The organism is Pseudomonas reidholzensis (assembly GCF_900536025.1).
GTDB lineage: Bacteria > Pseudomonadota > Gammaproteobacteria > Pseudomonadales > Pseudomonadaceae > Aquipseudomonas > Aquipseudomonas reidholzensis.
Map to the genome: position 1 here is coordinate 23,751 of NZ_UNOZ01000007.1, position 25,883 is coordinate 49,633.

Genomic DNA, 25,883 nt, shown 5'->3' on the forward strand with positions numbered 1-25,883 from the left:
TGATGTGCCCCAAGTGGGCATCTGGAGACGAACGTGCGCTACATCAAACAATTGGCCGCCGGCGTGCTGGCCGGCTCCCTGAGCTTTGCCGCCGCTGCGGCGCAGACCCTGGTGGTCGGTGACCAGAGCTTCAATACCCGTGCAGTGATGGAAGCCGCCGGGGTCCTCGACGACCTGCCTTATACTCTCGAGTGGAAGCAATTCACCGCCGGCTCCCCGGTCGCCGAGGCGCTCAACGTCGGCAGCCTCGACATCGGCCTGCTCGGCGATGCGCCGCCGCTGTTTCTCGGCGCCCTCGGCGCGCCGATCAAGGTGATTGCGGTCACCCGGCAGAACCTTGGCGGGGTGGCCATCCTGGCGCGCAAGGACTCCGACATTCATAGCCTCGAAGACCTGCGCGGCAAGCGCGCGGCGATCTGGAAGGGCTCGTGGAGCCAGCAGTTGCTGTTCGCCGCGCTGGACAAAGCCAAGGTGCCGCGTGACGCGCTGGAGCTGCGTTACCTCAGCGCACTGGACGCCTCGCATGCACTGGATGGCGGCTCGGTGGACGTGATCGCCACCTGGGAGCCCTATGTCACCCAGCAAGAGCGCCAGGGTGCGCGGGTGCTGGCCACGGCAGAGGGGCTGATCCCGGCGCAGAGTTTCGTGGTGGCCAACAGCAAGGCGGTGGACGACAAGCGCGCGCAGATCAACGACTTTCTCCAGCGCCTGAAAAAGGCCCGTGACTGGACCCTCAACGATCCGGCCAACACCGAGGCCTACGCTGACGCCTGGGCCAAGCGCACCCGCGCCGACGCCGACATTGCCCGCGTCTGGTTCGCCCGCGCGCGCACCGATGTCGCCGCGCTCAACCCGCAGGTGATCGCCGATGCACAGAAGACCGTGGACTTCTTCGCCGGCCTCGGCCTGATCAAGTCCTATCCTGCCGCCAGCCTGTTCGACACCTCGTTCGCCGCCGCGCTGCAGCCGGCAACGGCCCAGGTCACGCCGTGAGCGCATTGCGCCCGGGCACATCGAAGCACATTGCAGGAGCCGTTCGCACATGAACAACCGACAGATCAAACTGGGCGCCCTGACCATGGGTTGTGGCGGCCCAGGCCGGCACAACCTGTGGCTCGACCCGCAGCTGCCGGCCGACGCCAGCGTCAATATCGACTGGTACCTCGACATCGCCCGGCAGGCCGAGGCGGCGCTGTTCGACCTGATGTTCATCGTCGACAGCCAGTTCATCACCCCCGGTTCGCCGTCGCATTACCTCAACCGGCTGGAGCCGCTGACCCTGCTCTCGGCGCTGGCCGTGAGCACGCGTCATATCGGCCTGGTCGGCACCCTGACCACCTCGTATAACGAACCCTACAACGTCGCCCGGCGGCTGGCTTCGCTGGACCTGATCAGCAAGGGCCGCGCCGGCTGGAACGTGGTCACCAGCGGCGACGCCGGCACGGCCGGTAACTACGGGCGTGACGAGCACTACGACTACGACACCCGCTACGCCCGCGCCGAGGAGCACGTGAAGGTGGTGCAGGGGTTGTGGCACTCCTACGAGGCCGATGCGTTCCCGCGGGACCGCGCCACGGGCCGCTTCCTCGACCCGGCCAAGCTGCATGCGCTGGAGCACAAGGGCGAGCATTTTTCGGTGGTCGGGCCGCTGAACATCCAGCGCTCACCGCAGGGCCAGCCGGTGATCTTCCAGGCCGGCGACTCCGAACAGGGCCGTGCGCTGGGTGCGGCCACGGCCGACGTGATCTTCACCCATGCCGCGAGCATCGAGCAGGGCCAGGCGTTCTACCGCGACGTCAAAGGCCGCGCCGAGCGGCTGGGGCGCGACCCCGAGCAGTTGCTGGTGTTGCCGGGGGCGGAAATCTACGTCGGCGATACCGACGAGCAGGCGCGCGAGATCGAGCGGCATTACCACCAGCTCGACCACAGCTTCGAGCTGGCGCTGAAGGAGTTCGGGCGCAATTTCGGCTGGCATGACTTCAGCCAGTACGACCTCGATGCGCCATTCCCGCAGGAGAGCCTGGAGGCTGCGCGCAGCAGCTTCTTCACCAATGCCAAACGGATTGCCGACCAGGCACGGGAGCAGGGCTTCAGCTTGCGCCAGGCGGTCGAGTTCGGCCGTCAGCTGCGTCCGGGCGCGTTTGTCGGCTCGGCTGAAACGGTGGCGGCGAAGATGACCGAGTGGTTCGAGGCGCGGGCGCTGGATGGCTACAACATCTACCTGGGCCATCCCGAGCAGTTCAAGCGCTTCACCACAGAAGTGGTGCCCCTGTTGCAGGCGCGTGGGGTCTACCGGACGGCCTATGAAGGCACCACCCTGCGTGAGAGCCTGGGGCTGGAGATCGAACGCTAGCGTTCGCCGGCGGCGTTCTATGGATGGAACAAACAGTGCCATTTACCCCCTCTACCGCAACATTGACACCATAGGTAAGGTGATACCCAGCCAAGAGAGGAGACTTCTCATGAAAAAGATCCTGGGTATCCACCAGAACCCCAATGCGCACTGGGTAGGCGACGGCTTCCCGGTGCGTAGCCTGTTCACCTATGACCACCTGGCCAAGCACATCAGCCCGTTCCTGCTGCTGGACTACGCCGGGCCACATGAATTCACCCCGACCGGCGCCCGCCGTGGCGTCGGCCAGCACCCGCACCGCGGCTTCGAGACCGTCACCATCGTCTACCAGGGCGAGCTGGAACACCGCGACTCCACGGGCGCGGGCGGGCTGATCGGCCCCGGTGACGTGCAGTGGATGACTGCAGCCAATGGCATCATCCATGAAGAGTTTCATTCGCCGGCCTTCGCCCGCAGCGGTGGGACGCTGGAGATGGTCCAGCTGTGGGTGAACCTGCCGGCCCGTGACAAACGTGCCGCCGCCGGTTATCAGACCTTGCTGGCGAACGACATCCCGGTGCTGCCGCTGGCCGATGAGGCTGGGACCCTGCGGGTGATCGCGGGCTCCTACCAGGGCCACGCTGGCCCCGCGCGGACCTTTACCGCGATGGACGTCTGGGACCTGAAATTGAACGCCGGCGCCAACCTGCAACTGCCGGTCGCCGAGGGCCGTAACGCCGCGTTGGTGGTGCTGCAGGGCAACGTGCGGGTCAACGCTGAGCGTGACGCCGGGCCCGCCAGCCTGGTGCTGCTCGACCGCGCGGGTGAGCAGGTGCAGGTGGAGGCGCTGGACGATGCCGTGCTGCTGGTGCTCAGTGGCGAACCGATCGACGAGCCTATCGTCGGTTATGGCCCGTTCGTGATGAACAGCCAGGCTGAAATCGCCGAGTCGTTCGACGATTTCCATGCCGGCCGCTTCGGCCAGATGACTGGCAGCGAGGAGGGCGCACGTCACTGACGTGCAGGCGCTCCCGGCTTGCCAGCCTGTAGTTCGGACCGCCTGTCGCATCAGTCCGGGCGCCGACCGAACGGTCGGGGCATGCCCATGATCTTCCACTAAGGTGCTAGAGGACTGTTTGCGCGTAGATTGCCTTGGCGAATGGGCCAGCGCTGCGGCATGCGCAATATCAATTGGCTTCTCGCCCCAGACGGCGGTATCACACATAACAGGCCATCCTGACAAGAGAGGGTCGTACCATGTCGTTGATTGGTGTTTCGATGCTGGAAATGCGGCAGATCATCGAACAGGCCTGCCTGCCTGATCGGTGCGAGGTGAGTTGCCCAGATGGCGCCAACCTGACGATTCGTCTGGGCGAAGGGCAAAGCCTGATGGATTGCGTGACCCTGACCGATGTGCCGATCGACAGCCTGAACAGCTGCCGTGACCTGGTCGGGCTGGTCGCTCAGTTGCGCGCAGAGCAGCGCCTGGCGCATCACGTCAGCGCAGCAAGGGCGATCGCCTGATCGCCGGTGCCTTGCTTGCCTTAGCGGTGCCCGGTTAGCCAAGGCTGGCCGGGCGCACGTATTCCGGCATCAAACCGTTCGACCAGAACAGGATCATCGACACCAGGATGGTCACCATCAGCAGCAGGCCCACGCCCCACACGCAGGTCGCGAACAACATCGCCTGCTCCTTGCGCAGGCGCAGGAAGGTCTGCAGCCCGCCGTACAGCAGCACCGTCGCATAGGCTGAGGCGACCCCCAGCGCGCAGACGGCCAGCCAGCGCATCGGTACCAGGCCCACGACGCCGGCGACGAACCAGGGTGTGGCGCAATAGGCGGCAAAGCCGATGGACTGGCTAAGCGTGGGTTGCGCATCGAAGCCGCGCGACATCCAGCGAATCATCACCCCCATGAGCATGACCCCTGCCACCGTGGTCGCATACAGCAGGCCGGACAGTTGCGCTGCGCTGGCCAGGCTCAGGCGCACGCGTTCTTCCCCTGCCAGGCTCCAGCCGAACTGGGTGGTGCCGACGAACAGGCACAGCGCCGGGATCAACGCCATCGCCAGCAGGCGCGGCAGGTAGTGTTGTGGGTGGGCTTCTTCGGCATGGCGGATATCCAGCCAGGCGTCGGCAGGGTGGATGAAAAGCTTGAGCAAGGGGCTGTTCATGGCGTTCTCCTCGAGGCCGAAGGCCTCTTTTCAATGGAGAAGCGCGGTTGGCGGTGGGTTCAGCTTATTTCGCCGCCATCGATCGCTTCATTGCAGCTCGAGCAGCAGGTTGAGCCCGCCATCGCCGCAGGTGCCGTGGTCGCGGACCACACCGCGATAACTGCGGCCATCCCAGGTAAACGCGACACTGTGGGCGCGCTCGAGCTTGGCCGGCAGCGGCGGGGACACGTGCAGGCGCAGTGCAGGGCAGCCGCGCAGCGTGATGGCAGCGAGCTGGACATGGCATTCGACGCGCTGGGCCACTGGCCCGAGAAACGTGTCGCGGACGAAATCCAGCTCGAGGCAGGCGCTGGACGCCTTGTAGCGGCTCTTCATGGCTGCTGGCGCAAACCTGCGCAATGCGGCGGGTCCATCGGCGGCTCCTGTTAAAGGGGGCGGATATCACCTGTTTGAAGCTTGCCGATGGCCATTGTTCAAAAAATCGTTGCTGCGGCTAGCGTCTTGGCGTTGCGCCCACGCGGGCAGGCCTCTAGTCTCGGTGCCTCGTTGAACATGACCTGCGCTCAGTCTTCGATGCACGGGTCAATGCGCTGGTTTTCACGAGTGACGCGTGCCTATGGATGCCACTACCAACAACAAACCTGGCTACACCTACCAGGCCGTCTACCGTTACCTGCTCGACCGTATCGAGGCAGCGCCTGGCGACGTGGAGCAGCGCTTGCCTTCGTTGCGCCAGCTTGCCCAGCGGTTGGGCGTCTCCGTATCGAGCACCAAGTACGCGTATTCGCTGCTCGAAGACCAAGGACGGGTGTATGCGCGCCCCAAGCTTGGCTATTTCACCCGCGTCAGCGCCCATTCTCCACCCGCAGAGCGCTTGTCGAGCTTGCTCGACACGGTGTTCGCCAGTGCTCGCCAGCCTGGCATGCTGGCCTTGAGCAGTGACGCCCCGGCGATGCTGCTGTCACTGGAGCAACCCTTGCTGATGATCGAGCGCGAGCTGGCGCGCCAATACCCGCGTTCCCCCACGCCGCTCTACCAGCCCTTTGGCGAACCCGAACTGCGCAGTGTGCTGGCCGACCGTTACACCCGCCCGGCGCAGCGTTACTGGCAGGCCGAGCATGTGTTCATCGGCGCGGACCTGCGCAGTGTGCTCGAGCTGTCGCTTCGCGCCCTTGGCCTGGAAGGCGAGGTGGCGTTGGTCGAGTCCCCTTGCAACTGGGCGGTGCTCAGGCAGCTGCAGGCCGCACGCATGACCATCATCGAAATGCCCCTGGGCGAGGACGGCCGTTTCGACCTGCCACAGCTTCAGCAGGTGCTGAGCACCGCGCCCGTGCGTTTGGCGGTGCTGTCGTCGGCGACCAACGTGCCGCAGGGCGGTGTGATGCCGGCCGCTGACAAGCAGCAGATCTGCGCCTGGCTGGCTGAAGGTGATGTGTGGTTGTTCGAGAACGATGGCTACGGCGAGCTCTGTTTCGACGACTCGGTGCCGCGCTATCGTGACTATGCCGACCCTGATCGGCTGCTGGTGTTCGCGACGTTCGACAAGGTGATGGGCGCGGAAGCGCCGTATGGCTACCTGCTCTGCCAGCGGCACACCGAGCCGTTGCAGCGATTGTTTCTGGAGCGCGCCTTTCGCCTGTCGCCGATCCGCCAGAAGGCCATCGCCAAGTTGTTCACCTCGCGGCGGGTCGAGCAGCATGTGCGCAAGCTGCGGGCCACATTGCACGCGCGTATGCAGCACCTGCAGGCGCTGCTGGAGGCCCATGGCCAGGGCTGCCTGCGCATCGTCGCGGCGCAGGGTGGGGCAGGGTTATGGCTGGAAGCGACCCGGCCGGTAGACATGCGCCGGGTCTTCGAGCGCCTGCTGGCCCAGCGCATCGTGATTGCCCCCGGGGAGATCTTCAGCCTGCGTGGCCTTTGGCGCAGCCACTTGCGTCTGAGCTATACGCTGGACTGGAGAAAGGACATCCCCCAGGCGTTGCAACAGTTGGTCAAGGCGATCCAGGCCGAAGCTCAAACCCCGTAACAGTGGCGCATCTCGGGGAAGGTGCCATCGCGTACCTCCTCGCCAAAGCGTGCGCAGGCCTCGCTGATAACCTGTGCGACATCGGCATATTGCTTGACGAAGCGCGGCACGTGCTCCCCTCCAAGCCCCAGCACGTCCTCGGTGACCAGTATCTGGCCATCGCAGGCCGGCGAGGCGCCGATACCGATGGTGGGCTTGTCGGTGGCCTCGGTGATGGCCCGGGCCACCGGCTCGGCCACCCCTTCGAGCAACAGGCCAAAGGCGCCCGCCTGCAAGGTGGCGCGGGCATCGGCGCGCAGCGCAGCGCTGCTCTCGGCACACAGCCCTTGAGCCTTGTAGCCGCCCATGACATTGACGAATTGCGGCATCAGGCCGATATGCGCCATCACCGGTATACCCCGTGCAACGAGGAACTCCACAGTACTGGCCAGCGCCTGGTTAGCCTCCAGCTTGACGGCGTCACAGCCGGTGAGCGCAAGCACCTGGGCGCAATTGCGAAACGCCTGCTCATGGGATTCCTGGTAGCTACCAAACGGCATGTCGGCAATCACGCAGGCCAGCCGCGTGCTGTCGACCACCGCGCGGGTATGGGCGATGGTCTCGTCCAGGCGCATGCCAAGGGTGGATGCCCGACCGTAGCCCACCATCGCGGTCGAGTCACCGACGAGAATGAAGTCGACCAAAGGGTCGATCACCCTGGCGATCGCGCTGGAGTACGCCGTCAGCGAAACGATCTTCTGCCGCCCCTTCATGGCCACCAACTGCGGTACCGTCAGTCGTCGGTTGCGGATGTGGGTACTCATGGGTGGCTCCAACGAGGTGAAGCGCCCAGCACGCCCTCCACATGACTATTCCCGAGCGCGCGTATCGAGCAGTTAACGTCTTCCATAATGCGTTCATCATCCAGGCAAAGAAGCCCTGATTATTAGACTTCCCGCCCAAAGCTCAATGCACAGATCCCCACCAAAAAGCGACCCAGATACGTAGAAAACTCGGCCCCCATCGCGGGCAAGCCCGCTCCTACAGGCCGTCTATGCCCCCGCGCTCGATCTTGATCCGTCAGTTGATCCGCAGTTGATCCGTACTTGATCCAGATGTTGATCTGGCTGTTGATCTGGCTGGTGATCTTGATCTACTGCGACTTCAGGAGGCCGAACGGAGGTCTTGCGAAGCGAGGTGACGGCCATGGATGGCCGGCAAGCGCCGCGGGCCAGGAAGGCCCGTCCGGCGCGGTCCTCGCGGGAGCAAGACCGGAGTGAGGGAACCCGTAGCGCAGCGAAGGGCCGTATGTAGGAGCAAACGGTTTTTGGTTACTTTTTTCCAAGAAAAAAAGTGACCCGCCGTAAGGGCGGAAGGGGCCAGTGGCCGCCCCACATCAATCGGATAAGCTCGCGAACCCAACCCAACCTCAAGGCTGCCGCTCAGCCACCGCCCGCAAGGTCTTCAGCGTCACCACCGGCGCATCCACCACAAACCGATTAGCCAACCACCCCGGCACATCCCCCGCCGGATCAGCCTGCAGCTCATAGGTCACCTCAGTCTCCCGCTCCCCCAGCGGCCGCATGACCCACTGCCCCTGCAACCGCCTGACCCGAATCAACCCCGGCACCACCGCCAGCCTCCCCGGCTCGGCACTCAGATGACGCACCAGCGTGCCATCGCCCAGCCGCTCACTGCGCACCCTCAGCACCATGTCACGCGCCTGCGCAGGCCACGGCAGATCGGTAGTCAGGTACACCCAGGTACTGTCGCCCTCGACCTCCAGCAGCCGCATCTCGGCACACGCGTACAGCCATTTGCACGCCACCCGCAGGTTCTCCTGCAAGTCCACCAGCGTCCGCACGCTGGCCTTGATCCGAGTCACCCCACGAAACCGCTGGTACGCCGAACGCTCGACCCCGCTCAGGTAGACATCGATGCCGTCCTCCTTATGCGCCAGACGCCAGTCACCGTCCGCGCGCACGCTCAGCGGCAGCAGCAACAGCAAGGCAACCAGCAGGCGGGCAGGGGGCATGGGCAGGGTCGCTGAACGAGGAGATCAATCCAGTATGGCCAGAAACGCAAAGCCCGCCATCAAGGCGGGCTCGCGAACATCAGCCTGGGCTCAACGCTTAGGGTTGAGGGTCAGGTGCACGTGGCGGTTGACGTCCTTGTACAGCAGGTAGCTGAACGGGCCCGGGCCGCCGGAGTAGCAAGCCTGTGGGCAGAACGCGCGCAGCCACATGAAGTCGCCGGCCTCGACCTCGACCCAGTCCTGGTTGAGGCGGTACACCGCCTTGCCTTCCAGCACATACAGGCCGTGTTCCATGACGTGGGTTTCAGCGAACGGGATCACGCCGCCCGGCTGGAAGGTGACGATGTTGACGTGCATGTCGTGGCGCATGTCGGCCATGTCGACGAAGCGGGTGGTCTTCCAGGCGCCGTCGGTGCCCGGCATCTCGATGACCTGAGCCTTGTCGCGGTGGGTGACGAACGATTGCGGCAGGTCCAGGCCTTCGACCTTCTGGTAGTGCTTGCGCAGCCAGTGGAAGGTGACGTTGGCCTGGCTGCGGTTGCGCAGGCTCCAGTCGGCGCCCGGGGCAATAAAGGCATAGCCGCCTGGGCTCAGGGTGTGGTTGTTGCCTTCCAGGGTGATGTCGAGTTCACCCTCGACCACGAACAGCACGGCTTCGGCGTTGGCGTCCATCTCAGGACGCTCGCTGCCGCCTTCCGGGGCGACTTCGACGATGTACTGCGAGAAGGTCTCGGCGAAACCGGTCAGCGGGCGGGCGATGACCCACATGCGCATCTTGTCCCAGAACGGCAGGTGGCTGGTGACGATGTCACGCATCACGCCCTTGGGGATGACGGCATAGGCTTCGGTGAACATGGCACGGTCAGTCAGCAGCTCGGTTTGAGCCGGGTGCCCACCGTGGGGGGCGAAGTAGGAATGATTCGACATGGACAGTCTCGACTTGTTGTTCTCTCCCCGTGCCGGAAACCGCACCGGCCGGTGCGCCGCAGGGGATGCACGGACAGGATAGGGTCCGTGCACGGCCATCCACAAATTAAATGTTGAAATACCCGGTATTTACTTACTGAATGCGAACCTGGCGCCCGGCGTGCTGCTCGGGCAAGCGATCGCCCTGGCCGAACAACTTGTGGCGCAAGGTGCCGTCCTCATAGGCCTGGGGATAGCGGCCACGCCGTTGCAGCTCGGGCACCAGCAGCTCGACGACGTTGCGCAGGTCGTCCGGTTGCACGGCGTAGGTCAGGTTGAAACCGTCGATGCCGGTCTGGTCGAGCCATACCTCCAACTGGTCGGCGATGTCACTCGCCGAGCCCACCAGTACCGGCCCACGCCCGCCCAGGCCGACGAACTCGGCGGCCTCGCGCACGCTCCAGCGACGGTTCGGGTCGGCGGCGGTAAAGGCTGCCAGCGCCGCGCGGCCGGCGTCGTTCTCGACGTATTCGATCGGCGCCTCCGGGTCGAGGCCGGCAAAGTCGATGCCGGTCCAGCCAGAGAGCAGGGCCAGCGCCGCGTCGAGGTCGGCATAGCGGCGGTATTCGGCAAACCGTGCTTCGGCCTCCTCGCTTGTGTCACCGACGATCAGCAGCGCCTGGGCGTAGATCAACACCTCGTCGCGGCCACGTCCGGCTGCCTCGCTGGCCTGGCGCACGCCGTCGGCATAGCGGCGCAGCACCGCAGGCGACGGGCCGCTGATGAACACGCACTCGGCGTGTTGCGCGGCAAACGCTTGGCCCCGCGCCGAGGCGCCGGCCTGGAACAGCACCGGGGTGCGCTGCGGTGACGGTTGGCACAGGTGCATGCCGGGCACCTGGAAGTGCTTGCCGGCATGCTTGATCGGGTGCACCCGCGACGGCTCGATGTAGCGCCCGCTGTCACGTTCGAGCAGCACCGCGTCGTCGTCCCAGCTTTTTTCCCAGAGCTTGTAGAGCACCTCGAGGTACTCGTCGGCCAGGTCATAACGCTGGTCGTGGCCGAGCTGGTGGTCCAGGCCGAGGTTGCGCGCGGCGCTGTCCAGGTAGCCGGTGACGATGTTCCAGCCGACCCGCCCGTTGCTCAGGTGGTCGAGGGTCGACATGCGCCGGGCGAACGGATACGGGTGTTCATAGGTGAGTGAAAAGGTCACGCCAAAGCCCAGGTGCTCGGTTACCCCGGCCATCGCCGGGACCAGCAGCAGCGGGTCGTTGACCGGCACCTGCACGCCGCCGCGCAGGGCTGCGTCAGGGCCGCCCTGGTAGACGTCGTAGATGCCCAGCACGTCGGCGATGAACAGGGCGTCGAACAGGCCGCGTTCGAGCAGGCGCGCCAGGTCGGTCCAGTAGTCCAGGCGATTGAACGCCACGCTGGTGTTGCGCGGGTGGCGCCAGAGGCCGGGGGACTGGTGGCTGGCGGCGTTCATGCTGAAGGCGTTGAAGCGGATCGGGCGCGGCATGCGGGGCATCCTTGGGCTCAGGGCGTGGGTCAGGGCAGCACGGCGGTCGGGTAGACGGCGTCAGCCACGCTGAGCTTGTGCGGGATCAGCCCAAGGCCCTGGAAGGTGTCGGCCAGCTTCTGCTGCTCGGCGACGATCTGCGGGGTGATGGCCACGGCGTTGTAGTTGCGGCGTTCGCTGGCCACTTCCAGCACGCTGGCGTTGATGCCCAGTTGCGGCGCGAGCAGGCTGGCCACTTCGGCCGGCTTCGCGTTGGCCCACTGGCTGACCTTGGACAGCTCGCTGAAGAAGGTCTTGAGCCACTCGCGGTGCTGGTCGGCAAAGCTGGCGGTAGAGAGGTAGAAGGTGCGGTTGTTGGTCAGGCCGCTGCCATCGCGCAGGTTTTTCAGGCCTGGCTGGGCTTCGGCGGCGGCGAGGAACGGGTCCCACAGGGTCGAGGCCTGGACGCTGCCCGACTGCAGTGCGGCCACCGCGTCGGCGGCATTGTTGACGTAGGCGGGGGTGATGTCCTGATAGCTCAGGCCGGCTTGCTGCAGCGCCACGGCCAGCAGGTACTGGGCGTTCCAGCCACGTCCGGTGGCGACGCGCTTGCCCTTGAGGTCCTGCACGCTGGCGATGTGGTCCTGCTCGCGCACCACCAGGCCGATGCCGCGTGGGTAGGGTTGTTCGGCGGCCAGGTAGACCACCGGCTTGCCGGCGGCCTGGGCGAACACCGACGGCGCGTCGGCGGCGTGGCCGAGGTCGATGGCGCCGGTGCTCAGGGCTTCGAGCAACTGCGGGCCGGCGGCAAACTCGTGCCAGCTGACTTTCACCCCTTGCTGGGCGAGGGCTTTCTCCAGCGCGCCGCTGCCCTTGAGGATGTTCACACTGTTGAACTTCTGGTAACCGATGCGCAGGGTCTTGGCATCCTCGGCAATGGCGTTCGACCACGGCAGCAGGGCGCTGGCAACGCTGGCCAGGAGGCCGCCGAGGAGCAGGCGACGAAGGGGGGAGAAGGCACGTTTAGGCACGGGGAGCGCTCCTGGAGCAGGACTGGAATGGTGGGATCCAGCGTAAGGAGATGGCGCAGTGCTTTCAATTTTTTAATTCCATTTGGTTAGAATGTTTTGTTCTTTTTATATCCTTTTGTGTGATTGCCGCGTGATGGCCGACAGCCATCCACGACATTTTTTTCACATCCTCTTGCTAGGATCGCCGCCACTCAGAGGAGTCATTGGATGGTGCAGGTTTTACGCATGCGGGGTGTCCGAATCCTGTTGGGCACGACCGCCGCGGTGGTGGTCGGCGCGCTGGGCTTTTTCGCCTGGCAGAGCTTCTATCCCGTCCAGGCCAGCCAGGGCTGGCAGGTCAAGGTGTTGCACACGTCGATCGCCAAGGCCGCCTCGCTGCTGCCGCTGGCCGACGGCAGCCTGCTGGTCAGTCGCGAGCTGGACGACGGCCGCGGCAGCATTCTCAAGATCACCGCGCAAGGCGACCGGGTGGTGCTGGTCGAGGGCTTGTCCAAGCCTGATGGCATGGTCGCCGTCGAGGGCGGCTGGGTCTTCAGCCAGGAGGGCGGCCGGGCGCCGGTCAGCCTGCAGCGCGATGGCCAGGTCACGCCGCTGTTCGAGGGGGAGAGCGTGCAAGGCCTGTGGAATGACGGCGACTACCTGTATGCCATCGAAGACCGCCGCGGCAATGGCCGCCTGATGCGGTACCACTGGCACACCGGCCAGCTCGATGTGTTGCGCTCAGGCCTCAGCGAAACCGAAGGCCTGACCCGCTGCAACGATGGCCGTCTGCTCTACACCGAGAAAGCCGAGGGGCGCATCCGCGCGCTCAGCGATGACGGCCAGGACCCGATCGTGGTCGACAACCTGCGCAACCCGACCTTTCTGATGTGCGATCAGCGCGGCCTGTGGATCAGCGAAGACTCTACCCATCGTGCGCGTTTGCTGCGCATCGACGGGGAGGGCCAGCGGCATACCATGCTGACCTTCCTCAAGGCCCCGCAGGCAATCGTCGCCGATGGCAAGGGCGGGTATCTGCTGGCCGAAGGCGGCCGTAATCGGGTCTTGCAACTGACCCCGCCTGCCGAGCCGCAGACGGCCCAGGTCGAGCCGCGCTAGCCTGCTGATCAGCTCGGCAGACGCCGCGAGCGGCCTGGCAGCAGGCCCAGGCCGAGCATGCAGCCAACCAGGATCACCAGGCCGCCGAGTACCTGCAAGGTGCTCAGCGTCTCCCCGAGAAACAGCGCCCCCACCAGCACCGCCACCAGCGTCACCACGAACTCGACGCTGATCGCGCGGGTCGCGCCAATCCGCGCCACCAGGCCGAAATACAGCACGTAGGTGGTGGCGCTCATCACCGCGCCGCTGAGCAGCAGGTAAAGCCAGTCGCTCAGGAGCGGCAGGCTCGGCACCGGCACCACCCAGAGCAGGGGCAAAGTCAGCAGGCCACCGGCGAGAAACGCGCCGCCGGTCACCGTCCAAGGGTCCTGCCCGCGCAGGTGCAGGCTGGCGTAATTGCTGCCAAAGGCCGCGCACAGGCAGCCAAACAGCGCCGCGAGGCAGCCGTGGACAAACCCCTCGGTAACCGCCTGGGCCGGAAAGCCGATCAGCATGATGATGCCGACGAAGCCCAGCAACAGGCCCACTAGCCCTGTCAGGGTGATCTTCTCCAGGCCCCAGACGCGTCCGATGATCATCGAGAACAACGGGATGCTGGCGACGAAGATCGCCGCCATGGCCGTGCCGATGCGCGGCGTCGAGTAGGACAGGCCGATCAACTGGCCCGCCACCGTGGTCGCGCCGACGATCACCAGCGGTTTCAGCAGGGGCCGCAGGCGCAGACGGCGGCCCAGCGCGGCGGCGAGCAGCGCCAAGGTGCCCCCGGCGATCAGCGCGCGCAGGCTGACGGCGCCGACCCAGCCGAACGCGTGGACCACCTTGAGCACCACCAGGAAGGAAAAGCCCCAGGCGATGGCCAGGAATGAATAGGCGGTGACGTCGCGCGGTTGCATGGGGGCAGGGTCCGTCTGCTGCAGGAGGGTACGCAGGCTAGCGGCAAGCGGGGCGTCAGAGCAACCGCTCGGGGCGTCTTTCCAGCGCTGACGTTGTAACGCTCAAACCTGCGCTTCGGCGATCATCAGCAAGGACTGGGGTACGGCGCTTTGCGGGTGCTGTGGCTCTTGCAGGCTGGTCAGCCTGAACCCGGCCATGTCCAGCGCGGTGAGCCAACTGGACAAGGTGCGGAAGTACCACGGCATCGGCTGCCATTGCCCGGCAAAACCGGCAAAGGTTTCTTCCCGCCAGCCATCCTGGTAGTCGCCATCGGCCGTGCTCCAGGGGTGCAAGGTCTGGAGCAGCAGCGCACCGCCCGGGGCCAGCAGCCCGTGCAGGGCGCCGAGCAGGGGGATGATGTCCTGGTGGAGCAGAGCGAAGTTGGCGCAGATCAGGTCATAGCCCTTGCCAATATTCACCTGGGCCGCTGCCAGTTGCGCGTAGCTGGCCAGCTGGACCTGGCGCGAACCTGCTGCCCGGGCGGCCTCCACCAGCGTTGCATCGCCGTCCACGCCGGTGGCCTCGATGCCACGGTCTTCCAGGGCGCGCAACAGCCAGCCCTCGCCGCAACCGAGGTCCAGGACGCGGTCCGGTTGGCGGCCGAGGATCGCCAGCAGGATCGCCTGGTCGGTGACCTGACGTCGGCTTTCGATGGCCCCCGTGCGGACGGCCTCGATCCAGGCCTCGGCGTTGTGCTGCCAGCTGTGCAACAGGGTGGTTTCGGGGGAGGACATGGTTGGGCTCCGGGAACGGGTGTATGCAAGCATAGGCGTACCACGGGCCGGATGAAGGCTGGGTGGGACCCTGTAGAAGCGGCCCGGCCCGCTTCTGGAGGGCTCGCGCGATGCACGAGTTAATCTCTAAATAAAATTCAATTAGTTTGATAACTGACTGTTATTAAAGTATTTATCGCTTGGCTGCAGCATGCTGCACACACTGCTCGTAGTAGGTCTGCTTGATCGCTGCGGGCTTCAGCCGCGAGCGGCTGTTGTAGGTCTGTTCGGTGATCCCGAAGGCGGTCATGCGCATCCACGGCTTGGCGAACTTGCGTGCCTGCAGGCGCTTGCGCGTGGCGTACAGGTTGACCCCGGAGAGCTTGGCCTGCTGCGCCTCGGCGGCAATCTGCGCGCCCCAGCCACAGACATGGCGATCGTTCTGGCTCAGTGCCCGGGCCTGGGCGCCAACGGCGAGCGTGGCCAGCAGGCAGCCGGCCATGGTTGCTAGAAAAACCCGCATGATGCTGTCCTAAGCTTATGAAGGGAAACGAAGTTTGCCTTCGCGCAAAAGACTTGGGGGCCAGCAATTTGCCGTCAAAGCGTGTTACAGGCGAATGCCAGGCTACGCCCGGGCTCGGGTGGGCTCACCGACCGCGGCGCTTTGACAAAAACCGTAGCGGATGTATGTGATCGTACAACTGCTTGCGCTATCATGACGCTTGTCTTTCAAGGTGAAACACAAGGCAATGACAGAGCAGCAGGTACAGCCAAAGGCGCGGCGCAAGCCGCGCAGTCTGGCCCAGGAACTGGTCGCGGTGCTGACCGAACGGATCCGTAGCGGTCAGCTCAAGCCGGGCGACAAGTTGCCGACCGAGTCGCAGATCATGGGCGAGGAAGGCGTCAGCCGCACCGTGGTGCGTGAGGCGATCTCCCGGCTGCAGGCGGCCGGCCAGGTAGAGACCCGTCACGGCATCGGCACGTTTGTGCTGGATGCGCCGGCGGGCGGTGGTTTCCGCATCGATCCGGCGACCGTGGTGACCCTGCGCGAGGTGCTCTCGGTACTGGAGTTGCGCATCGCGCTGGAAATCGAGTCGGCGGGGCTTGCCGCGCAGCGACGTGATGATGAGCAGCTGGCGGGCATGCGTGCGGCGCTGGACGAGCTCAACGAGGGCGTTGCGCATGCGTCCGATGCGGTGTCGGCGGACTTCCAGTTCCACCTGCGCATCGCTCAGGCCAGTGGCAACCACTACTTTGCCGACATCATCAACCACCTGGGGACCAGCATCATCCCGCGCACGCGGTTGAATTCGGCGCGGTTGGCGCATGATGACCAGGCGCATTACATGAGCCGGTTGAGCCATGAGCATGAGGCGATCTACGAGGCGATTGCGCGGCGGGATAGCGAAGGGGCGAAGATGGCCATGCGCATGCACCTGGCCAACAGCCGTGAGCGCCTGCGTCAGGCGCATGAGGCTGCTGAGGCGCAGGGGGCCTGATATTTCTTGGTTGTGGGTGCTGGCGTTGGTGCGTTTCGATTATCGAGCATATCCGATCGTTGTGACGCGGCTGCCGGCCCCTTCCGCCTTTACGGCGGGTCACTTTTGGCAAACGCCCGGTGTGCCGGCCCAGCCAAAAGTAACCAAAAGGTCTTGGCTCCTACATCCGGCCCTTCGCTGCGCTGCGGGTTCCCTCACTCCGGTCTTGCTCCCGCGAGGACCGGGCTGTACGGGCCTTCCTGGCCCGCAGCCCTTGCCGGCCTTCCTGGCCGTCACCTCGCTTCGCAAGACCTCCGTTCGGCCTCCTGAAGTCGCGGTAGATCAAGATCACGAGCCAGATCAAAGGCCAGATCAAGGGCCAGGGCAACGGCTGGCGAATCGCTGCGCTCTCGCTTGTTTATAAGGGCGGTACAGCGCGTCAGCGCCAGAATTTGTATTGGCAGTGCCGGCCTCTTCGCGGGTAAACCCGCGAAGAGGCCAAGCTATCCACCACCATTGCCACTATCGAAGATAAAGCCAGCCCAGGCGCCACCCCTAACTTGGCGACCTCAGGAGGCCGAACGGAGGTCTTGCGGAGCGAGGTGACGGCCATGGATGGCCGGCAAGGGCTGCGGGCCAGGAAGGCCCGTCCAGCCCGGTCCTCGCGGGAGCAAGGCCGGAGTGAGGGAACCCGCAGCGCAGCGGAGGGCCGGATGTGGGAGCCGGCGGTTTTTGGTTACTTTTTTCCAAGAAAAAAAGTGACCCGCCGTAAGGGCGGAAGGGGCCATCAGCACCACCACATCGAATGGATAAGCCCCAAAAAGCCCAACGCCTCTACACCGAACACACGTAAAAACATGGGCATCACGCGGTCGGCGTGGAAGCGGCCTTGCCGGGGCGCCGGACCGGTCGGAGAGGGCGGCATGAGCAACACGTCGCTTCAGGCCGCCTCTACGTGCACCGGCACCCCATTCAACGCCGCATTGCCCGACACGGCATCGCGCAGGTGCTCATCGGTGAGGTCATTGGCACTCACCCCAGGCTGGGCATCGGCGATCTGCAAGCGCGCGCCCTGGCGCCCATGCCCATAGCCATGCGGCAGGCTGACCACGCCGGGCATCATGTCTTCGCTGGCCTGCACCTGCACCTCGACTACCCCGGTGCGCGAGCGGATCCGGACCCATTGGCCATCGGTCAGCTGACGCTGCTGCAGGTCCGCCGGGTGCATCAGCAACTGGTGCCGTGGCTTGCCCTTCACCAACCGATGGAAGTTGTGCATCCAGGAGTTGTTGCTGCGCACATGCCGGCGGCCGATCAAGAGTAATTCCCCGGCAATCGGCGGTGCCTGTTCGGCCAGCCGGCGCAGGTCATCGAGGAGCACCTGCGGCGCCGCTTCGATTGCCTGGCCAGGGGTGCGCAGGCGTGCGGCCAGGTTGGGCCGCAACGGGCCGAGGTCCAGCCCGTGGGGATGCCCGTCGAGCGTCTCCAGCGACAACCGCCAGGGCGACGCCTGGCCATAAGCGCCGTTGCGCAAGGCCAGGTCGATCATCTGCGCGGGCGCCACGGTGGGCTTCAGCTCCAGCTGCGCGCGCTGGGCAAAGGCGTGCGCCAAGCCGACGAAAATCTCCCAGTCATGCAGCGCGCCCTTGGGCTTGGCCAGGATCGCCCGGTTGAAGCGCGTGACATTGCGCACCGCCAGCAAATTGAACGTGGTGTCGTAGTGATCGTTTTCCAGGGCCGAGGTGGACGGCAGGATCAGGTCGGCATGGCGGGTGGTTTCATTGATGTACAGGTCGATGCTGAGCATGAACTCCAGCCCCTGCAGGCCCTGCTCCAGCTGCCGGCCATTGGGCGTCGACAGCACCGGGTTACCCGCCACGGTCACCAGCGCCCGCACCTGCCCTTGCCCCGGCTGCAGCAGCTCTTCGGCCAGGGCCGCCACCGGCAGCTCGCCGGCGTACTCCGGCAAGCCCGACACGCGGCTCTGCCAGGCATTGAAATGCCCACCCGAGGTCGTTGCCACCAGGTCGACGGCAGGCTCGGTGCACAGCGCCCCGCCCTCGCGGTCGAGGTTGCCGGTGACCAGGTTGAGCAGTTGCACCAGCCAATGGCAGAGGCTGCCGAAGGCCTGGGTCGAGACGCCCATGCGCCCGTAGCAGACGGCGCGCTCGGCGGCGGCAAACTGCCGGGCCAGCTGGCGGATGTCTTCTGCCGCTACGCCACACTGCGGGCTCATGCGTTCGGCGCTGAACGGCGCGATGGCGGCCCGCACCTGCTCCAGGCCATTCACCGGCAGGTGCGAGCCCTTGGCCAGGCCCTCGTCGAACAGGGTGTTGAGCATGGCGCAGAGCAACGCAGCATCGCCGCCCGGGCGGATGAACAGGTGCTGGTCGGCCATGGCGGCGGTTTCACTGCGCCGCGGGTCGATCACCACCAGCCGCCCGCCCCGCGCGCGCAGGGCCTTGAGGCGCTTTTCGACGTCTGGCACGGTCATGATGCTGCCGTTCGAGGCGAGCGGATTGCCACCCAGGATCAGCATGAAGTCGGTGTGGTCGATGTCCGGGATCGGCAACAGCAGGCCGTGGCCGTACATCAGGTAGCTGGTCAGGTGCTGGGGCAGCTGGTCCACCGAGGTGGCGGAAAAGCGGTTGCGGGTCTTGAGCAGGCCAAGGAAATAGTTGCTGTGGGTCATCAGCCCATAGTTGTGCACGCTGGGGTTGCCCTGGTACACCGCCACCGCATTGCGCCCGTGGGCCTGCTGGACGCTCCAGAGCTTGTCCGCCGCCAGGGCGAACGCCTCGTCCCAGCCAATCGGCTGCCACTGCTCGCCGACCCGCCGGTGCGGCTGGCGCAGCCGATCGGGGTCGTCCTGGATGTCCTGCAGCGCGACCGCCTTGGGGCAGACATGGCCACGGCTGAACGGGTCTTGCGGGTCGCCCTTGATCGAGGCGATGCGTGCCCGGCCGTCGGCTTCATGGACCACTTCGATGTTCAGGCCGCAGATGGCCTCGCACAGGTGACAGGCTCGGTGATGCAGGGTCGTGGACATGGCCGCCTCTGCCAGGTGTTCGGGAGCTTCGACTATGCGCCAGCCCCCAGGCACAGGCCACTGGGCTTCGCGCCATGAATTACCCGACATCAGGCGGACGATTCGCGACCGGGGGTTTGCCAACGCCCCTGCGAGCCGTGTACAACCGCTGTAGTAAATAAAAAACAGTACAAGACCAGTGGCTTACGACACCCGTTGATACAGAGACGTGGTTTGCCCTCTTGGTTTCAGGCGACATTTAATTATAGTATTGCGCCTTTCCCCTATTTCGTCCGCCCCGTGCGGCTTACGCCGCAGGTCACTCCCGTTGTCAATTAAACCCTACGGTCGACCTGCAAACCGTTGCAGATAAGGTAGTCACTCATGAGCGCTAGGCACTTTCTCTCCCTGATGGATTTCACTGCTGACGAATTGCTCGGCGTGATCCGTCGCGGCATCGAGCTGAAGGACCTGCGTAGTCGCGGCGTGCTGTTCGAGCCGCTGAAGAACCGCGTACTCGGGATGATCTTCGAAAAGTCCTCGACCCGTACCCGCCTGTCGTTCGAAGCCGGCATGATCCAGCTCGGCGGCCAGGCCATCTTCCTCTCGCCACGCGACACCCAACTGGGCCGCGGCGAGCCGATTGCCGACAGCGCCATCGTCATGTCGCGCATGCTCGATGCGGTGATGATCCGTACCCATCACCACAGCATCCTCACCGAGTTTGCCGCGCATTCGCGGGTACCGGTGATCAACGGCCTGTCCGACGAGTCGCACCCGTGCCAGTTGCTGGCCGACATGCAGACCTTCCTCGAGCACCGTGGCTCGATCCAGGGCAAGACCGTGGCCTGGATCGGCGATGGCTACAACATGTGCAACTCCTACATCGAGGCGGCCCAGCAGTTCGACTTCCAGCTGCGCATCGCCTGCCCCGAGGGCTACGAGCCTGATCCACGCTTCCTGGCCCTGGCCGGCGAGCGCGTGCAGATCGTGCGTGATCCCAAGCAGGCCGTTGCCGGCGCGCACCTGGTGACCACCGATGTCTGGACTTCCATGGGTCAAGAAGAGGAAACTGCACGGCGCCTAGCGCATTTCGCGCCTTACCAGGTCACCCGCGAATTGCTCGACCTGGCGGCACCCGACGCCCTGTTCATGCACTGCCTGCCCGCCCACCGTGGCGAGGAAATCAGCCAGGACCTGCTCGACGACCCCCGTTCGGTCGCCTGGGACCAGGCTGAAAACCGCTTGCATGCGCAGAAGGCCCTTCTCGAATTCCTTGTCGAACCGGCTTACCACCACGCATGAGTCAACCGCTACTGCTCAACCTGCGCAACCTGGCCTGCGGCTACGGTGACCAGCGCATCGTCCAGAACCTCAATCTGCACCTCAATGCAGGCGACATCGGTTGCCTGCTGGGGTCCTCGGGTTGCGGCAAGACCACCACCCTGCGTGCCATCGCCGGCTTCGAGCCGGTGCATGACGGCGAGATCCAGCTGGCGGGCGAGGTCATCTCGCGCGCCGGCTTCACCCTGTCGCCGGAAAAACGCCGGATCGGCATGGTGTTCCAGGACTATGCGCTGTTCCCGCACCTGACCGTGGCGCAGAACATCGCCTTCGGCATCAGCAAGCACCCGCGCCAGGCCGAAGTGGTCGACGAGATGCTCGAGCTGGTCAAGCTCGGCGGCCTCGGCGGGCGCTACCCGCACGAGCTGTCCGGTGGCCAGCAGCAACGCGTTGCCCTGGCCCGTGCGCTGGCCCCCGAGCCGCAATTGCTGCTGCTCGACGAGCCGTTCTCCAACCTCGACGTCGAGCTGCGCCGACGCCTCAGCCATGAGGTGCGCGACATCCTCAAGAGCCGTGGCACCAGCGCCATCCTGGTCACCCATGACCAGGAAGAAGCGTTTGCCGTCAGCGACCATGTCGGGGTGTTCAAGGAAGGCCGCCTGGAGCAGTGGGACACCCCCTACAACCTCTACCACGAGCCGCAGACGCCGTTCGTGGCGAGCTTCATCGGCCAGGGTTATTTCATCCGCGGGCAGATGAGCAGCCACGAAGCGGTCAATACCGAGCTGGGTGAGTTGCGCGGTGATCGGGCCTATATCATGGCCCCTGGCAGTTCGGTGGACGTGCTGTTGCGCCCGGACGACATCATCCACGCGCCGGACAGCGAGCTGCGCGCGACCATCGTCGGCAAGAGCTTCCTGGGGGCTTCGACCCTCTATCGCCTGCAGCTGGCGACCGGTAGCCAGCTTGAGGCGATCTTCGCCAGTCATATCGACCATCAGGTCGGCCAGGATGTCGGGATTGCGGTAAAGGCCGATCACCTGGTGCTGTTCGCGGTGCCAGGCAGTGTCGCGGCGCAACTGCCGCGTCAAGAGAATGGGGTTCGCCGCTACAGCTCGGCGACCTGATGATTGCCGGGGCTGCTTTGCGGCCCCAGCAGTCTAACTAGCCCCGCCCAATCTCGGCGAACTGGCCTTGGGTATGCTCCGCCAGCACCGCCGCCGCCAGCTCCACCTCCAAGCCCCGCCGCCCTGCGCTCACATGAATCGTTTCGAACTGTTGCGCTGACTGATCGATAAAGGTGCGCAAGCGCTTCTTCTGGCCCAGCGGGCTGATGCCCCCGACCAGGTAGCCCGTGGCCCGCTGCGCCGCCGCCGGGTCGGCCATCTCGCACTTCTTGACCGCCGCCGCTTGCGCCAGCGCCTTCAGGTCCAGCGTGCCGACCACCGGCACCACCGCCACCAGCAATTCACCCTTTTCAGTGCTGGCGAGCAGCGTCTTGAACACGCGCATTGGCTCAAGCCCAAGCTTCTCGGCCGCTTCCAGGCCGTAAGAGGCCGACTTGGGGTCGTGTTCGTAGCTGAGCACGCGGTGTTCGGCGCGGGCCTTCTTCAGCAGATCGAGAGCGGGGGTCATGCGGGGGCTCCGAGCAGGGACGGGTCGCCGGCTACTTTAGGTCAAAACCCGCGCGCCAGCCAGCCTGCCTCAGGATCCGCCGTACCTGTCCGAGTGGTCAAAGTCGAAGTTGCTGGTCAGATTATGGCTGACCGTTCACTTTCGACCTTTGACATGAGCGTTTCTTGCCTATATTTTTTCGTTTCTGAATAAATGGTGCACTTTTAAAGTGCGCTTTCGCTTATCTGCCCGGGGCCAATGCGGACGACCCTGGGCCTTGCTGTCGAGCGCCCCGCGCCTCACAACAACAAGAATCGAGGTCATAATGACGACTGCACTACGCGAACCCACGCTTTCTGGGCAATGCATGGCCGAGTTTCTCGGCACGGCATTGCTGATCTTTTTCGGTACCGGCTGTGTCGCCGCGCTCAAGGTCGCAGGCGCCAGCTTTGGCCTGTGGGAAATCAGCATCATCTGGGGGGTCGGCGTGAGCATGGCGATCTACCTCACAGCCGGCGTGTCCGGCGCGCACCTGAACCCGGCCGTGAGCATTGCCCTGAGCCTGTTCGCCGGCTTCGACAAGCGCAAGCTGCCGTTCTACATCCTCGCCCAGGTCTGCGGTGCGTTCTGCGGCGCGGCGCTGGTCTACACCCTGTACAGCAACCTGTTCTTCGATTTCGAACAGGCCCACGCCCTGCTGCGGGGCAGCGAAGCCAGCCTGGAGCTGGCCTCGGTGTTCTCCACCTACCCCCACCCGGCGATCTCGATCGGCCAGGCGTTTCTCGTCGAGCTGATCATCACCGCGATCCTCATGGCGGTGATCATGGCCTTGACCGACGACAACAATGGCCTGCCGCGCGGGGCCATGGCGCCGCTGCTGATCGGCCTGCTGATCGCCGTGATCGGCAGCGCCATGGGCCCGCTCACCGCGTTTGCGATGAACCCTGCCCGCGACTTCGGGCCCAAGCTGATGACCTTTTTGGCCGGCTGGGGCGAGATCGCCTTCACCGGCGGGCGCGACATTCCGTATTTCCTGGTGCCGATAGTCGCCCCGATCCTCGGCGCCTGCCTGGGCGCGGCGGTGTATCGCGGGCTGATCGCGCGCAACCTGCCAACGGTGCCTGCGGCGAACCTGCAAACAGACGATAATCCTCAGCGCGATGTTCAGGTTTCCTGAATCGGTTGACTGACGCCGATGCCGGGCCCAGCGCCCGGCCAGCCCTGACCTCTCCCCTATTTTGTGCAAGGCCACCGACATGACAGACACCCAGGACAAGAACTACATCATCGCCCTGGACCAGGGCACCACGAGCTCGCGGGCCATCATCTTCGACCGCGACGCCAACGTGGTCGGCACCTCCCAGCGCGAGTTCGCCCAGCACTACCCGCAGGCCGGCTGGGTCGAACACGACCCGATGGAAATCTTCGCCACGCAGAGCGCGACCATGGTCGAGGCGCTGGCCCAGGCAGGCATCAGCCATGCCCAGGTGGCCGCGATCGGCATCACCAACCAGCGCGAAACCACCGTGGTGTGGGACAAGGAAACCGGCCGCCCGGTTTACAACGCCGTGGTCTGGCAGTGCCGCCGCAGCACCGAGATCTGCGCCCAGCTCAAGCGCGATGGCCACGAGGCCTACATTCGCGAAACCACCGGCCTGGTCACCGACCCGTACTTCTCCGGCACCAAGCTCAAGTGGATCCTCGACAACGTCGAAGGTCTGCGTGAGCGTGCCGAGCGTGGCGAACTGCTGTTCGGCACCGTCGATACCTGGCTGATCTGGAAGTTCTCCGGCGGCAAGGTGCATGTCACCGACTACACCAACGCTTCGCGCACCCTGATGTTCAACATCCACACCCTGGAGTGGGACGAAAAACTCCTGCAACTGCTCGGTGTGCCGCGCCAGATGCTGCCGCAGGTGCGCTCCTCGTCCGAGGTCTACGGCCATACCAAGAGCGGTATCGCCATCGCCGGTATCGCCGGCGACCAGCAGTCGGCGCTGTTCGGCCAGATGTGCGTCGAGCCGGGCCAGGCCAAGAACACCTACGGCACCGGCTGCTTCCTGCTGATGAACACCGGCGACAAGGCGGTGACCTCCTCCCATGGCCTGCTCACCACCATCGCCTGCGGCCCGCGCGGCGAAGTCGCGTATGCCCTGGAAGGCGCCGTGTTCAACGGCGGCTCGACCGTGCAGTGGCTGCGCGATGAACTCAAGATCGTCAACGACGCCCTCGACACCGAATACTTCGCCAGCAAGGTCAAGGACAGCAACGGCGTGTACCTGGTGCCGGCCTTCACCGGCCTTGGCGCGCCGTACTGGGACCCGTACGCACGCGGTGCGCTGTTCGGCCTGACCCGTGGGGTCAAGGTCGACCACATCATCCGCGCGGCGCTGGAGTCGATCGCCTACCAGACCCGTGACGTGCTCGACGCCATGCAGCAAGACTGCGGCCAGCGCCTCAGCGAGCTGCGGGTGGACGGCGGTGCGGTGGCCAACAACTTCCTCATGCAGTTCCAGGCCGACATCCTCGGCACCTGCGTCGAGCGGCCGAAGATGCGCGAAACCACGGCGTTGGGCGCGGCCTACCTGGCAGGCCTGGCGTGCGGCTTCTGGAGCAGCCTGGACGAACTGCGCGACAAGGCGATCATCGAGCGCGAGTTCAGCCCGCAGCTGGACGATGTGCAGAAAGAGAAGTTGTACGCCGGCTGGAAGAAAGCGGTCGAGCGCACCCGTGACTGGGAAGACCACGACGCCTGAGTGAGCCCTCACGGCCTTATCGCGGGGCAACCCCGCGATAAGGCCGCATGCTTGCTGTACTGGTGGTCACACCCGTCCTGCGGCATCATTGCAGCATTTGTCCGGCAGCCCCAAAGGACCGCCCATGAATCTGCCCCCCCGCCAACAACAAATCCTCGAACTGGTGCGCGAACGCGGCTACGTCAGTATCGAAGAAATGGCGCAGTTGTTCGTCGTCACCCCGCAAACCATCCGCCGCGACATCAACCAGCTCGCCGAGATCAACCTGCTCCGTCGCTACCACGGTGGTGCGGCCTACGACTCGAGCATCGAGAACACCGCCTACGCCATGCGCGCCGACCAGATGCGCGATGAAAAGCAGCGCATCGCCGAAGGCGTGGCGCGGCAGATCCCCGACCACGCGTCGGTGTTCATCAACATCGGTACCACCACCGAATCCATCGCCCGCGCGCTGCTCAACCACAACCACCTCAAGGTCATCACCAACAACCTGCACGTGGCCTCGATCCTCAGCGCCAAGGATGACTTCGAAGTGCTGGTGGCCGGTGGCACCGTGCGCCGCGACGGCGGCGTGGTCGGCCAGGCCAGCGTCGACTTCATCAACCAGTTCAAGGTCGACTTTGCCCTGGTCGGCATCAGCGGCATCGATGAAGACGGCAGCCTGCTCGACTTCGACTACCAGGAAGTCCGCGTTTCCCAGGCGATCATCGCCAATGCCCGCCAGGTGATCCTCGCCGCCGACTCGAGCAAGTACGGCCGCAACGCCATGGTCCGGCTGGGCTCGATCAACCTGGTCGACTGCCTGGTGACCGACCTGGCGCCCACGCCTGAACTGAGCCAACTGCTGGCCCAGCACAAGGTGCGGCTCGAAGTGGTGTAAAGCCGATCGCAGGTGCCGTCTTGCCTTGGGGCTGCCACGCAGCCCCTACGTTCGTCGCAAATGTTCACTAATGTTCACTTTAGGGTCATCTGATCAGTTTTTTCTATAAGGACTGACTG

At 65.0% G+C, this 25,883-nt stretch carries 24 protein-coding genes; 12 read left to right on the forward strand and 12 right to left on the reverse strand.

The features are described 5' to 3' along the window. Positions 1-33: 33 nt before the first annotated feature. The 4 genes from CCOS865_RS05850 to CCOS865_RS05865 all read left to right on the forward strand — a co-directional run bounded on the left by CCOS865_RS05850 (position 34) and on the right by CCOS865_RS05865 (position 3,856). Positions 34-993, forward strand: coding sequence for an ABC transporter substrate-binding protein (locus CCOS865_RS05850; protein ID WP_119138791.1), 960 nt, complete (start codon positions 34-36; stop codon positions 991-993). Positions 994-1,042: 49 nt separating this feature from the next. Further along, positions 1,043-2,353 (forward strand): LLM class flavin-dependent oxidoreductase, encoded by a 1,311-nt coding sequence (locus CCOS865_RS05855; RefSeq protein ID WP_119138793.1) that lies wholly within the window; start codon positions 1,043-1,045, stop codon positions 2,351-2,353. Positions 2,354-2,462: 109 nt separating this feature from the next. Continuing rightward, positions 2,463-3,350, forward strand: coding sequence for a pirin family protein (locus tag CCOS865_RS05860; RefSeq protein ID WP_119138795.1), 888 nt, complete (start codon positions 2,463-2,465; stop codon positions 3,348-3,350). A 239-nt stretch (positions 3,351-3,589) separates the two neighbouring features. Next, positions 3,590-3,856: a DUF1652 domain-containing protein gene (locus tag CCOS865_RS05865; protein ID WP_119138797.1), complete on the forward strand. Its 267-nt coding sequence runs from the start codon at positions 3,590-3,592 to the stop codon at positions 3,854-3,856. A gap of 34 nt (positions 3,857-3,890) precedes the next feature. Here the strand turns inward: CCOS865_RS05865 and CCOS865_RS05870 are convergent, their stop codons facing one another. Together CCOS865_RS05870 and CCOS865_RS05875 are read right to left on the reverse strand one after the other, a co-directional pair. Next, positions 3,891-4,505 (reverse strand): Yip1 family protein, encoded by a 615-nt coding sequence (locus tag CCOS865_RS05870; RefSeq protein ID WP_119138805.1) that lies wholly within the window; start codon positions 4,503-4,505, stop codon positions 3,891-3,893. An 87-nt stretch (positions 4,506-4,592) separates the two neighbouring features. Then, positions 4,593-4,880, reverse strand: a complete 288-nt coding sequence (locus CCOS865_RS05875; protein WP_119138807.1) for a hypothetical protein — start codon at positions 4,878-4,880, stop codon at positions 4,593-4,595. Positions 4,881-5,121: 241 nt separating this feature from the next. On the opposite strand from CCOS865_RS05875, the gene CCOS865_RS05880 reads away from it, so the two are divergent. Continuing rightward, positions 5,122-6,531: an aminotransferase-like domain-containing protein gene (locus CCOS865_RS05880; protein WP_119138809.1), complete on the forward strand. Its 1,410-nt coding sequence runs from the start codon at positions 5,122-5,124 to the stop codon at positions 6,529-6,531. Here the strand turns inward: CCOS865_RS05880 and panB are convergent. The 5 genes from panB to CCOS865_RS05905 all read right to left on the reverse strand — a co-directional run bounded on the left by panB (position 6,519) and on the right by CCOS865_RS05905 (position 11,980). Further along, positions 6,519-7,334 carry a 3-methyl-2-oxobutanoate hydroxymethyltransferase gene (gene panB, locus CCOS865_RS05885; protein WP_119138811.1) on the reverse strand — a complete coding sequence of 272 codons (816 nt, stop codon included), beginning with the start codon at positions 7,332-7,334 and terminating at the stop codon, positions 6,519-6,521. The genes CCOS865_RS05880 and panB overlap by 13 nt on opposite strands. Positions 7,335-7,939: 605 nt before the next feature. After that, positions 7,940-8,545, reverse strand: a complete 606-nt coding sequence (locus tag CCOS865_RS05890; protein ID WP_119138813.1) for an START domain-containing protein — start codon at positions 8,543-8,545, stop codon at positions 7,940-7,942. 90 nt (positions 8,546-8,635) lie between these two features. Further along, the gene (locus CCOS865_RS05895) at positions 8,636-9,472 is read right to left on the reverse strand and encodes a bifunctional allantoicase/(S)-ureidoglycine aminohydrolase (RefSeq protein WP_119138815.1); all 837 of its coding nucleotides are present in this window, start codon (positions 9,470-9,472) and stop codon (positions 8,636-8,638) included. Between the two features lie 133 nt (positions 9,473-9,605). Next, positions 9,606-10,970, reverse strand: coding sequence for an LLM class flavin-dependent oxidoreductase (locus CCOS865_RS05900; RefSeq protein WP_119138817.1), 1,365 nt, complete (start codon positions 10,968-10,970; stop codon positions 9,606-9,608). A 29-nt stretch (positions 10,971-10,999) separates the two neighbouring features. Next, positions 11,000-11,980, reverse strand: coding sequence for an aliphatic sulfonate ABC transporter substrate-binding protein (locus CCOS865_RS05905; RefSeq protein ID WP_119138819.1), 981 nt, complete (start codon positions 11,978-11,980; stop codon positions 11,000-11,002). A 207-nt stretch (positions 11,981-12,187) separates the two neighbouring features. Here CCOS865_RS05905 and CCOS865_RS05910 point away from each other — a divergent pair, with 207 nt between their 5' ends. Next, positions 12,188-13,078, forward strand: a complete 891-nt coding sequence (locus tag CCOS865_RS05910; protein ID WP_119138821.1) for an NHL repeat-containing protein — start codon at positions 12,188-12,190, stop codon at positions 13,076-13,078. An 8-nt stretch (positions 13,079-13,086) separates the two neighbouring features. On the opposite strand, the gene CCOS865_RS05915 is transcribed toward CCOS865_RS05910, so the two are convergent. From CCOS865_RS05915 to CCOS865_RS05925, 3 genes are all read right to left on the reverse strand, one after another. Next, the gene (locus CCOS865_RS05915; protein ID WP_119138823.1) at positions 13,087-13,971 is read right to left on the reverse strand and encodes a DMT family transporter; all 885 of its coding nucleotides are present in this window, start codon (positions 13,969-13,971) and stop codon (positions 13,087-13,089) included. A 102-nt stretch (positions 13,972-14,073) separates the two neighbouring features. Continuing rightward, positions 14,074-14,745, reverse strand: coding sequence for a class I SAM-dependent methyltransferase (locus CCOS865_RS05920; RefSeq protein ID WP_119138825.1), 672 nt, complete (start codon positions 14,743-14,745; stop codon positions 14,074-14,076). A 172-nt stretch (positions 14,746-14,917) separates the two neighbouring features. Next, complete coding sequence (locus CCOS865_RS05925; RefSeq protein WP_119138827.1) at positions 14,918-15,247, reverse strand: hypothetical protein; 330 nt, start codon at positions 15,245-15,247, stop codon at positions 14,918-14,920. A 226-nt stretch (positions 15,248-15,473) separates the two neighbouring features. On the opposite strand from CCOS865_RS05925, the gene CCOS865_RS05930 reads away from it, so the two are divergent. After that, positions 15,474-16,223, forward strand: a complete 750-nt coding sequence (locus CCOS865_RS05930; protein ID WP_119138829.1) for a FadR/GntR family transcriptional regulator — start codon at positions 15,474-15,476, stop codon at positions 16,221-16,223. Between the two features lie 919 nt (positions 16,224-17,142). Here the strand turns inward: CCOS865_RS05930 and CCOS865_RS05935 are convergent. Further along, complete coding sequence (locus CCOS865_RS05935; protein ID WP_119138831.1) at positions 17,143-19,251, reverse strand: molybdopterin oxidoreductase family protein; 2,109 nt, start codon at positions 19,249-19,251, stop codon at positions 17,143-17,145. 363 nt (positions 19,252-19,614) lie between these two features. Between CCOS865_RS05935 and argF the strand changes: the two genes are divergently transcribed. Together argF and CCOS865_RS05945 are read left to right on the forward strand one after the other, a co-directional pair. Continuing rightward, on the forward strand, positions 19,615-20,535 hold the full coding sequence (gene argF / locus CCOS865_RS05940; RefSeq protein WP_119138833.1) for an ornithine carbamoyltransferase: 921 nt from the start codon (positions 19,615-19,617) through the stop codon (positions 20,533-20,535). Next, positions 20,532-21,641 (forward strand): ABC transporter ATP-binding protein, encoded by a 1,110-nt coding sequence (locus CCOS865_RS05945; protein ID WP_119138835.1) that lies wholly within the window; start codon positions 20,532-20,534, stop codon positions 21,639-21,641. The genes argF and CCOS865_RS05945 overlap by 4 nt, the downstream gene beginning before the upstream one ends. Positions 21,642-21,678: 37 nt before the next feature. Here CCOS865_RS05945 and ybaK read toward each other — a convergent pair whose 3' ends face one another. Continuing rightward, positions 21,679-22,149: a Cys-tRNA(Pro) deacylase gene (gene ybaK / locus CCOS865_RS05950; protein WP_119138837.1), complete on the reverse strand. Its 471-nt coding sequence runs from the start codon at positions 22,147-22,149 to the stop codon at positions 21,679-21,681. Between the two features lie 304 nt (positions 22,150-22,453). On the opposite strand from ybaK, the gene CCOS865_RS05955 reads away from it, so the two are divergent. From CCOS865_RS05955 to CCOS865_RS05965, 3 genes are all read left to right on the forward strand, one after another. Continuing rightward, the gene (locus CCOS865_RS05955; RefSeq protein WP_119138839.1) at positions 22,454-23,305 is read left to right on the forward strand and encodes an MIP/aquaporin family protein; all 852 of its coding nucleotides are present in this window, start codon (positions 22,454-22,456) and stop codon (positions 23,303-23,305) included. Between the two features lie 79 nt (positions 23,306-23,384). Beyond that, positions 23,385-24,884, forward strand: a complete 1,500-nt coding sequence (gene glpK / locus CCOS865_RS05960) for a glycerol kinase GlpK (protein ID WP_119138841.1) — start codon at positions 23,385-23,387, stop codon at positions 24,882-24,884. A gap of 124 nt (positions 24,885-25,008) precedes the next feature. Next, positions 25,009-25,764 (forward strand): DeoR family transcriptional regulator, encoded by a 756-nt coding sequence (locus CCOS865_RS05965; RefSeq protein ID WP_119138843.1) that lies wholly within the window; start codon positions 25,009-25,011, stop codon positions 25,762-25,764. Positions 25,765-25,883 lie beyond the last annotated feature (119 nt).